Annotated in this window: 10 protein-coding genes; 5 read left to right on the top strand and 5 right to left on the bottom strand. The window is 42.7% G+C overall.

Annotated elements, in window-relative coordinates; all coding sequences use genetic code 11:
- The first annotated feature begins 186 nt into the window (after window positions 1-186).
- From queF to JOD21_RS16785, 5 genes are all read left to right on the top strand, one after another.
- Window positions 187-684: a preQ(1) synthase gene (gene queF / locus JOD21_RS16805; protein WP_041121996.1), complete on the top strand. Its 498-nt coding sequence runs from the start codon at window positions 187-189 to the stop codon at window positions 682-684.
- A gap of 86 nt (window positions 685-770) precedes the next feature.
- A complete protein-coding gene (locus JOD21_RS16800; protein WP_204730716.1) occupies window positions 771-920 on the top strand; it encodes a hypothetical protein in 150 nt (49 codons plus the stop codon).
- Window positions 920-1744, top strand: a complete 825-nt coding sequence (locus JOD21_RS16795) for a DUF421 domain-containing protein (protein ID WP_204730715.1) — start codon at window positions 920-922, stop codon at window positions 1742-1744. The genes JOD21_RS16800 and JOD21_RS16795 overlap by 1 nt, the downstream gene beginning before the upstream one ends.
- Before the next feature lie 432 nt (window positions 1745-2176).
- Window positions 2177-3025 (top strand): YitT family protein, encoded by an 849-nt coding sequence (locus JOD21_RS16790; protein ID WP_204730714.1) that lies wholly within the window; start codon window positions 2177-2179, stop codon window positions 3023-3025.
- Between the two features lie 119 nt (window positions 3026-3144).
- Complete coding sequence (locus JOD21_RS16785; RefSeq protein WP_204730713.1) at window positions 3145-4284, top strand: nitric oxide synthase oxygenase; 1140 nt, start codon at window positions 3145-3147, stop codon at window positions 4282-4284.
- Between the two features lie 201 nt (window positions 4285-4485).
- Here JOD21_RS16785 and mreBH read toward each other — a convergent pair whose 3' ends face one another.
- The 5 genes from mreBH to JOD21_RS16760 all read right to left on the bottom strand — a co-directional run bounded on the left by mreBH (window position 4486) and on the right by JOD21_RS16760 (window position 9307).
- Complete coding sequence (gene mreBH / locus JOD21_RS16780; RefSeq protein ID WP_204730712.1) at window positions 4486-5493, bottom strand: rod-share determining protein MreBH; 1008 nt, start codon at window positions 5491-5493, stop codon at window positions 4486-4488.
- A gap of 283 nt (window positions 5494-5776) precedes the next feature.
- Entirely contained in the window at window positions 5777-7453 is a 1677-nt protein-coding gene (locus tag JOD21_RS16775; RefSeq protein WP_204730711.1) for a methyl-accepting chemotaxis protein, read from the bottom strand.
- Window positions 7454-7463: 10 nt separating this feature from the next.
- On the bottom strand, window positions 7464-8441 hold the full coding sequence (locus JOD21_RS16770) for a BMP family lipoprotein (protein ID WP_204730710.1): 978 nt from the start codon (window positions 8439-8441) through the stop codon (window positions 7464-7466).
- A 149-nt stretch (window positions 8442-8590) separates the two neighbouring features.
- Entirely contained in the window at window positions 8591-9097 is a 507-nt protein-coding gene (locus JOD21_RS16765) for an acyl-CoA thioesterase (protein ID WP_204730709.1), read from the bottom strand.
- A 66-nt stretch (window positions 9098-9163) separates the two neighbouring features.
- Entirely contained in the window at window positions 9164-9307 is a 144-nt protein-coding gene (locus JOD21_RS16760; protein ID WP_204730708.1) for a hypothetical protein, read from the bottom strand.
- Between the last annotated feature and the right edge of the window lie 18 nt (window positions 9308-9325).

Genomic DNA, 9325 nt, shown 5'->3' with positions numbered 1-9325 from the left:
TAAAAAAGATCCAAACCGGGTTGGGAGCAGCACTCTTGACAGTTTTGTTCATATCAGGAGGCTCACCGCACGCCCTGCGGAAAGCGTTCCCCCTGAAGCGGAAATCAACAGCCACCTTTAACAGAGCTATATTTTAGAAAACTAAGTTCATATAAACTGAACTTTTCATATCTGGAGGTATGACCAATGAGTGGACGCAACGAAAAAGAACTTGAAGGTGTAAATCTGCTTGGTGAAATGAATGTTGAATATTCATTCGACTACAATCCCGGCGTGCTTGAGGCATTTGATAACAAGCATGTAAACAGAGACTATTTCGTAAAGTTTAACTGCCCGGAATTTACATCTCTTTGCCCGAAGACGAACCAGCCGGACTTTGCAACGATCTATATCAGCTATATTCCTGATCAGAAAATGGTGGAGAGTAAATCACTGAAACTGTATCTTTTCAGCTTCAGAAACCATGGAGACTTTCATGAAGACTGCATGAACATCATTATGAATGACCTGATTGAGCTGATGGACCCGAGATATATTGAAGTATGGGGAAAATTCACTCCGCGCGGCGGCATTTCAATTGATCCTTACACTAACTACGGGAAACCGGGTACGAAATATGAAGAGATGGCATATCACAGACTGATGAATCATGATATGTATCCAGAGAAAATTGATAACAGATAATCTGCAGCCGGCTGAAGCGTTCAGCCGGCTTTTTGTATGCCTGAAATCGAAAATGGAGAAGATAAATAAAAAAGGAAGTGATGCAGATGTATGAAGAAATCGAAAGCTTGAGACAAAAGCTGATGACCGTACAGCGCTGGATCGAAGAAAAAGATGAGGCGCTTCAATACACTGAGATGTATGATGAAATGATCAAAATGATAAACGAACTTGAGCAGTTCCGGGTGAAAGCATAATGAGTGATTGGCTGATGGTCATTATACGGGGACTGTTAATGGTTCTTGTTTTATTCATTTGTACAAAACTGCTTGGTAAGAAGCAAATCTCTCAGTTATCTTTTTTTGAATATGTAACAGGAATTACAATCGGCAGTATCGGCGCGGAAGTGATTACCGGTCTCGACCGGCAATTTTTGCATGGGGTACTTGGTATTGTATCCTTTATTTCAATCCCTCTGCTGATTGACTATCTTTCTTTAAAAAGCAAGAAGGTAAGAGATCTTGTAGAAGGAGAGGGGACAGTATTTATTCAGCAGGGAAAAGTGATCGAAGAGAATCTGAAGAAGGAAAGATATACAACGGATGAGTTGATGGAACTGCTAAGAAGGAAGGATGTTTTTGCAGTATCTGATGTGAATTTTGCAATCTTAGAACCTTCAGGTGAACTCAATGTTCTCCTTAAAAAGTCCAGGATGCCTGTGGTCCAGGAGGACATAAAAAAGAATGTACAGGATGAGAAGCCGCCGGAGATTATTATTATGGATGGGGAGCCGGTAGAAAAGACGCTTCAGTCAATAGGACGAGATATTGAATGGCTACGGGAGCAAATGAAGAAAAAAGGGGTCAGCATGTCAGATGTCTTTTTAGCTCAGATCAGTCAGGATGGGAAGATATTTTTCGATCTGTATGATCGGACTGAAAACCAGAGGGAGCTGATTTCACTGCTTAAGCAATGCAGAGAGGACTTTATAAAAATTGGACGGAAGCTTCCTGAAAAAGAAGGACTGCTATTTTATAAAAATGCTGAAATGATTGAGGGATTTGAGAGAAGTGTACGATGAAATGTATGAATATTCACAGGCAGGAATCATTAAAAATATCTGAAAATGTGCACGATTCTGTATGAAAGTTTCCTCCTTTACATGCCTGTTAAGACGGCGTATAATGCGTTTTTGTGATTGAAAAAACGCTAATGGCGCAGCTGAGTGGGCGCCCTGCGCTTTAATGATATCCAGCTCCGGCGGGCAGGAACTCGGGTCTTAAGTCAAAGCTGAACGAGGGTGAAGAACAACCCTCTTATCATCTTCGCCTTAAGCCCGCCGCTCCTGAACGGCCCGCCTACGCTTTTAATGATATCCAGCTCCGGCGGGCAGGAACTCGGGTCTTAAGTCAAAGCTGAACGAGGGTGAAGAACAACCCTCTTATCATCTTCACCTTAAGCCCGTCGCTCCTAAACGGCCCGCCTACGCTTTTAATAAAAGGAGGCATTTCGTATGACTAAGAAGCTTTTTACGTTTTTGATGATGAATCTTGGGGCGTTTTTTGTTGCTGTGAATGTTCATTTTTTCTTATCTCCAAATAGCCTGGCAACCGGCGGCGTCAGCGGGATGTCGATTGTACTGAATTCATTGTTCCCGGGAATATCAATTGGACTATTTATGATTCTTGTTAATATTGTATTGTTTATTTTAGGTGTGATCTTCCTGGGCTTTCAATTCGGTGCAAAAACGATCTATACAAGTTTTGCGCTGTCAGGTTATGTATGGCTTCTCGAGCTGGTTGCGCCGATTTCAGCACCGCTTAGTGATGATATTTTAATCCAGCTGATCATTGGTCAGTGTATTGCTGCGATCGGTATGGGGATTGTATTTCATCAGCGTGCCTCAACGGGTGGAACTGATATTATTGCCATGATTCTGAATAAATATATCAAAGTTGAAATCGGCAGAGCAGTGTTATTTTCCGATCTTGCAGTAGCACTGTCATCTTCATTGCTATTCGGACCACAGGCTGGTATGTATGCATTCTTTGGTGTCATTTTAAATGGTCTGATGATCGATTATACGCTTCAGCAATTCAATGCGAATAAAGAAGTGGTGATCATCAGTCAGAAGAGTGCCCTGATCCGTATGTTTATAGTAGGAGAGCTTGGCAGAGGAGCAACGATCCACACAGCAAAAGGTGCCTTTAATTATGAACAAAAAGAAGTGATTACAACCATTTTAGGACGTAAGGATTTATCGCGTCTGAAGAATTTTGTCGGTAAGCAGGATGAAAAAGCATTTATTACTGTTCATAACATGAATGAGATACTCGGACAGAACTTTAAGAGACTTGCCTGATCCAATCCCGCAGCAATGGCTGCGGGATTTTTGTTCAACAAACGTGCATATTCAATTTATCAACACCTGATAATTGTGTGTTAAGATGAGCCATATATCAATGCAGGGTTGTGATTAATATGGCTGAGAATCCATTATATATAAAAGCAAAATCTTTTATAGAACAGTTTTATCAGGAGAATAAACTTGGGGATGAAGCCTGTATCAGAAGGCTGTCTGAAGTGAGTGGATCAATTGCAGAAAGCGGAACATATGAGCATACATATGAAGAGCTTTCATATGGAGCTAAGCTTGCATGGCGAAACAGCAACCGGTGTATCGGGCGTTTGTTCTGGAACAGTCTGAATGTCTTTGACAGGAGACATGACGTGACAGAAGAGCAGGTAAAGGAATCACTGCTTGAGCATATTGTAAGTGCCACTAACGGCGGTAAAATCCGTTCATCGATTACGATATTCGCTCCTTCTCAGGCAGGCGCAGATCCGGTCAGAATTTATAATCACCAGTTAATCAGGTATGCAGGCTATAAGCAGGATGATGGAACAGTCATTGGAGACCCTCATTCTGCAGGCATGACGGATTTTTGTCACAGCCTTGGATGGAAGGGTGAGGGAACAGCGTTTGACGTCTTACCGATAGTGATTCAGGTAAATGGTAACAAGCCATATTACTTTGACATCCCAAAAGAGCTGGTGCAGGAAGTGGCGATTACACATCCTGAGTCCAGGAGCTTTAACGATTTGGGTTTGAAATGGTATGCAGTGCCGATTATATCTGAAATGAAGCTTGAAATCGGAGGGGTTGAGTATAAAGCAGCACCATTTAATGGGTGGTATATGGAGACTGAAATTGCTGCACGTAATTTTGCAGATGAAGCACGTTACAACGTATTAAAAGAAACTGCCAGAGCGTTTGACATCGATACCACAATGAATGCCTCAATGTGGAAAGACCGGGCCATTATTGAGTTATGCACGGCGGTTATGCATTCTTTCAAAAAGGCAGGCGTCAGCATCACGGATCATCATACAGCGAGTCAGCAGTTTGAGCTGTTTGAACGTATAGAACAGGAGCAAAATAGAGAAATAACAGGAGACTGGACATGGCTGATTCCGCCTGTATCACCTGCTTCAAGCCACATCTTTCATAAACAGTACAACAACACCTGGAAGTCACCAAACTTCTTCTATCAGCCTTCACTGCTGGATGAAAAAAAGCAATTGAAGCATGGTTGTCCTTTCTTTTATCATCAGCAGTGAAACGTATTCCTAAGATATTTTAAAAGGACTAATATGTCTGAAAGATTAATTGGTTTAATTAAATTAGAAGTGAACGAAGCGGAAGGTGGTGACTCCGGAGCGATGATAAGCGGCCGCCGCTCGGAAAGCACCGCCTGCAGCGTAGTGAACCGGTTATAAGAAAGAGACTGAGGGATCATCTCAGTCTCTTTTTTACATCCATTATTTAGCTGCTTTTTGAAGCTTATCAATCACTGATAACGATTTTCCTGTACCAATGGCAACTGATTCAAGCGGGTTAGGTGCGATATGCACAGGCACCACGATTTCTTCACTCAGCCATTGCTGAAGGCCATTCAACAGAGCTCCACCGCCTGTCAGAATGACACCGCGGTCTACGATATCACCGCTAAGCTCAGGAGGACAGTTCTCAAGTGTGGAGCGGATTGCCTCTAAGACGCTTAACAGAGATTCCTGAATAGCAGATTGTACTTCAGTTGATTGTAAGGTAATTGTTTTTGGCAGACCTGTTACAAGGTCACGCCCGCGAATTTCCATTTCTCTTGTATCGTGGGCAATTGGTGCGTGACCCACTTCCATTTTGATCTGTTCTGCAGTGCGCTCACCAATTAAAAGGTTGTACGCTTTTCTGACATGCTGAACGATATCCTCATCCATTTTGTCTCCAGCAACGCGGATTGTATTGCATGACACAACGCCGCCATATGAAATAATCGCAACTTCAGTTGTGCCGCCGCCGATATCCACTACAACATTTGCAACAGGCTCACCTACAGGAAGATCTGCACCAATCGCGGCTGCTACAGGTTCTTCAATTAAGTGAACGTGTTTTGCACCGCTGTGTTTTACAGCATCCTGAATAGCCCTGCGTTCAACAGAAGTGGCACCGGATGGGGTACATACGACAACACTTGGCTTACGCAGTGAGAAGCCCATTTTTTTACCGATTGATGTCATGATATGTTTCAGCATTTCAGTCGTTACATCAAAGTCGGCAATGACACCGTCTTTTAATGGGCGGACTGCCACAATGTTTCCAGGTGTTTTACCGATCATACTTTTAGCGTCTGTACCGACAGCTAGCACTTTTTTCGTATTCACATCGATCGCAACAACCGATGGCTCATTCATAATGATTCCTTTACTTTTACTATAGACAAGTATATTAGCGGTACCTAAGTCAATACCGATTTCAGCGTTTGAAAGCATTTTTCATTCCTCCGTTATCATCGTCATCCGTCATATAACTGGTTTCTCCGAGTAGTATAGACTAAATTACGTGTCGCGTAGAGTGACAAAGGTAGGGAAGGGAGAATGTTACATCTGAATAGCTGGGGATTCATCAATGAAAATACAGATAAAATCCCTTCAAATCAGTCATTGTTAATATGAGGTTACGATCAAACAGAGTGTTTGTAATAAAACAATAATAAGTTTGTAACGAAAAAAACCCTTTCAGAGCTCTTTCTGAAAGGGTTTTGAATGGATATTCCTAACTTTTATCACCGTCAGTGGGTAATTTGAATCTGCTCATTTCCTGCTGCATATTATGACTCATGTCCTGCAATCTCATAATAGATTCTCTGACTCTTCCAAATGATACCTGCTGTTCGTCTGCTGAAGCTGAGATTTCCTCAGTTCCTGCAGCCGTTTCCTCTGTCACTGCTGAGACATTTTCCATTGCGGCAGTCACTTCAGCCGTATAAGCAGCGGATTGCTTCATACTTGAAGTCAGAGAGTGAAGTTCGCGATCAATTTCCTGAACGCTCTGAGCAATCTCCTCAAATGCCTGTTCAGTCAGTCCCATAGAATGAAGCTGTTCTGAAGATAGTGTCTGTCCTTTAGCGGCTGCCTCTGTCATGCCGGTCATGCCGCTTTGGATATTCCTCACCATTATATTGATCTTATCAGTTGCTTCAGCAGATTGCATGGCAAGTTTTTTCACTTCATCCGCAACAACTGCAAATCCTTTACCCTGTTCACCTGCTCTGGCAGCTTCAATCGCAGCGTTCAACGCTAAAAGGTTTGTCTGATCTGCGATGTCTTTCACAAAACCTGCAGCTTCCTGAATTTCGGATGTAAAAGATGAAAATGCTGCAAGCTCTTTTGAAATAAGCTGTGAAGCCTCTGAGTTTTCAAGAGTAAAACTTTTTTGACGCTCCAGTGATTCGCGGCCTGTTTTCACAGCAGTCAAAGCCTGACTTCCTTTTTCAGCAGATCTTCCCGCTAAGGATTCACTTTCAGTAAATGTCTGATTTAATTCAGTCATTTTTTCTGAAGTTGACTGGATATCCTCTGAAATTGCCTGGCTTCCTTTAGCAAGATCGTCTGTAGATGCCGCAATCTGGATTCCGCTTTCTTCAAGCTCACTGATTTTACCGGAGACATCTTTGGCGAATGCTGCAACATTTGTACTTGTATGATCAACGGATTGAACCGTCGTTCTCAGACTGATAATCATTTCTCTGAATGAACGGGCTAAACGGCTGATTTCAAACTTTGACTGATCTGAGTCTTCAGGAATATCCACAGTCAAGTCACCCTCAGCTACTCTTGATGCCTGAGAGAGCATCGTATGTAACGGGCGGGTAATCCGGTTGGATATAATCGTGGCCGCAGCAATAGAAATGGCGATGATGAGAGCAATCGCACTTAAAGAAATTGTAACAATCAAAGAAATTTGACCTGCTGTTTCAGCTAACTTATTACTGTACCAATCATCTGCAAGCACCTGAAGATACCAGATATCATTGATGATGCCGCCTACACGTGCAGACTGGCGACTGGCTTCAGCCACGTCACCCTGATCAAGAGCAGTACCTGCTGCATACTCAAGTTCTTCAAATTTATTTCGAACCTTCATAACCTGATTATTCAGGGCTTGTGAAGGCAGGGAATCAGTCAGCTCATCAATCAGAATGAATGTCTGATCCATCTGATTCTGTGTTGTGAGCCGGTTATTTTCAGTAGGACTCAGGCTGAAGTTGGCCAGAGACTGCTGGATGATCAGTAACTCGCTGTTAAGTTGCTCAAGGTCAGTCAATACTTTTGCATCTTCTTCACCCGAAGAGTTCAGGCTGACCATTTGCCAGACAATAAATAATATAATCGCTGTTGAGAGGATCAGCGGAATTAAAGATAATAAATATAATCGTTTTCTCAGTGTCATAATAGCTCCTTTACTGAACAGTTTCAGGTACGTCGATCTCACCTGAAATAATTTTCTTGCGGGTATCCATCATCAGTGCCTGGCCGGTGGCATCAAGCTGTATCAGCCTGATCTCAGCCAGTCCGACGCCGTCTTCTGCGAGTCCGAGATTATAAAGGTCAGCAGAAAGTTTGTCTTCAGTTAATTCCTGCACCATATTAAAAACGGAAGTGTTAATATTTTTCACCATGGATGTGACCACAGATTGTTCGGCTGTATAAAACTGATCTGTATCAACGCCTGCTGTATATATGCCATTTTCCTGAGCTTCAAGGATCGCACCGGTACCTGTATATCCTGCTGCAGGATAGATGAAGTCCGCGCCTTGTTCAATCTGTCTGCTGGCAATTGTACGGCCAAGATCTGCATCTCCAAAGTCCCCTGCATAATCTGAAAGGATCTGAATATCCGGATTGGCCATCTCAGCACCCGCACGGAATCCTGCTTCAAATCGCTCTATCGTCGGTGCCTCAACACCTCCGATAAATCCTATAATTCCTGATTCAGAAGTGAGGGCAGCAAGGGTGCCGATGAGATAACTTCCTTCATGGTCCTTGAACGTCATTGAAATAATATTGTCTGCTTCAGACACACCATCGATCAGGACATACTGCTGATCAGGAAAGTCAGCTGCTGTCTGTTCAAGTGCTTCCTGAACTGAAAAGCCGAGTCCGATAATCAGATCATAGTCCTGCCGGGATAATTCCTGAAGATGTTCTTCATAATTTCCTTCTGGGGCTTCACGATAATCAAACAGGATATTTAATTCATCGCGCGCACGGACTAACCCTTCAAAAGCCCCGTCATTAAAAGAACCGTCTCCAAGACCTGTATCTGATAATAAAATGCCTACTTTAGCGGCAAACGCTGTTTCACTTTGCTCCTGTCCTGAACAGCCTGACATGAGGGCTGTCAGCGTCAGGACGCCAATCATTATTATTTTTTTCATTCGAATCCTCCACCCGTAAATTAAATAAAGCAGTCTGAAGGTTTGAAGTCAGACCTCTTATGAACACTCTATTACTATCGACAAAAAACCTCTTACTTTGAAGAAAAGTAAGAGGTTTTAATAAGAAAATTTTGAATAAATTTGTCAGATTATTCAATCGGTTTCGGTGTGAAAAATTGAGCAAGCTCCTGGCTGTGTTTCTTTCTTGCTTTACGGTGTTCAGCACGATTTTCAGCTGTTTCATTCAGCCATTTTTCTTCTTCTGTTTCCGGAATCACATCCTGAACAGGAATTGGCTTGCCATTATTGTCAATTGCCACAAATGTCAAAAACGAAATGGCAGCTACTGACTGCTCGCCGGACAGCAGGTTTTCAGTAGTCACTCTCACGAAAACCTCCATTGAACTGGTACCTGTATAAGATACAAATGATTCTAGTGTCACTGCGTCACCAACCCGGATCGGTTTCAAAAAGTCTACTGAATCAGTAGAAGCTGTAACAACTAATGACCGAGAATGCTTTGTAGCCGCAATTGAAGCTACATTATCTATATAGGCCATCAACTGGCCGCCAAACAGTGTTCCGTGATGATTTGTATCAGGCGGAAGGACGTGACTTGTCTGAATGGTTCTGCTTTCTTTCATTGTTTTTCCCATTTGATCAGCTCCTCTAAAAAACCAGACCTCCCGGCTGCATAGCACAGCAAAGAAGTCTGGTGATTATTAATATTCGTTATTTTCAGGTCTCGGGTCAATTCTTTCTGCATCCTTTGTATTTAGAGGAATACGCAAAAAGTACATTAACGCTGCACCTACCAGTCCGATCAGAGCACTGAAACCAAGCAGTACTGAAGTCATATAAGCCATCAGCTGGAGCCTCCTTTC

Origin of the sequence: Jeotgalibacillus terrae (assembly GCF_016908195.1) — a bacterium.
Classification (GTDB): domain Bacteria; phylum Bacillota; class Bacilli; order Bacillales; family Jeotgalibacillaceae; genus Jeotgalibacillus; species Jeotgalibacillus terrae.
The sequence above is the reverse complement of the archived record's forward strand: the minus strand, read 5'-3'. Positions and strand labels throughout refer to the sequence as shown.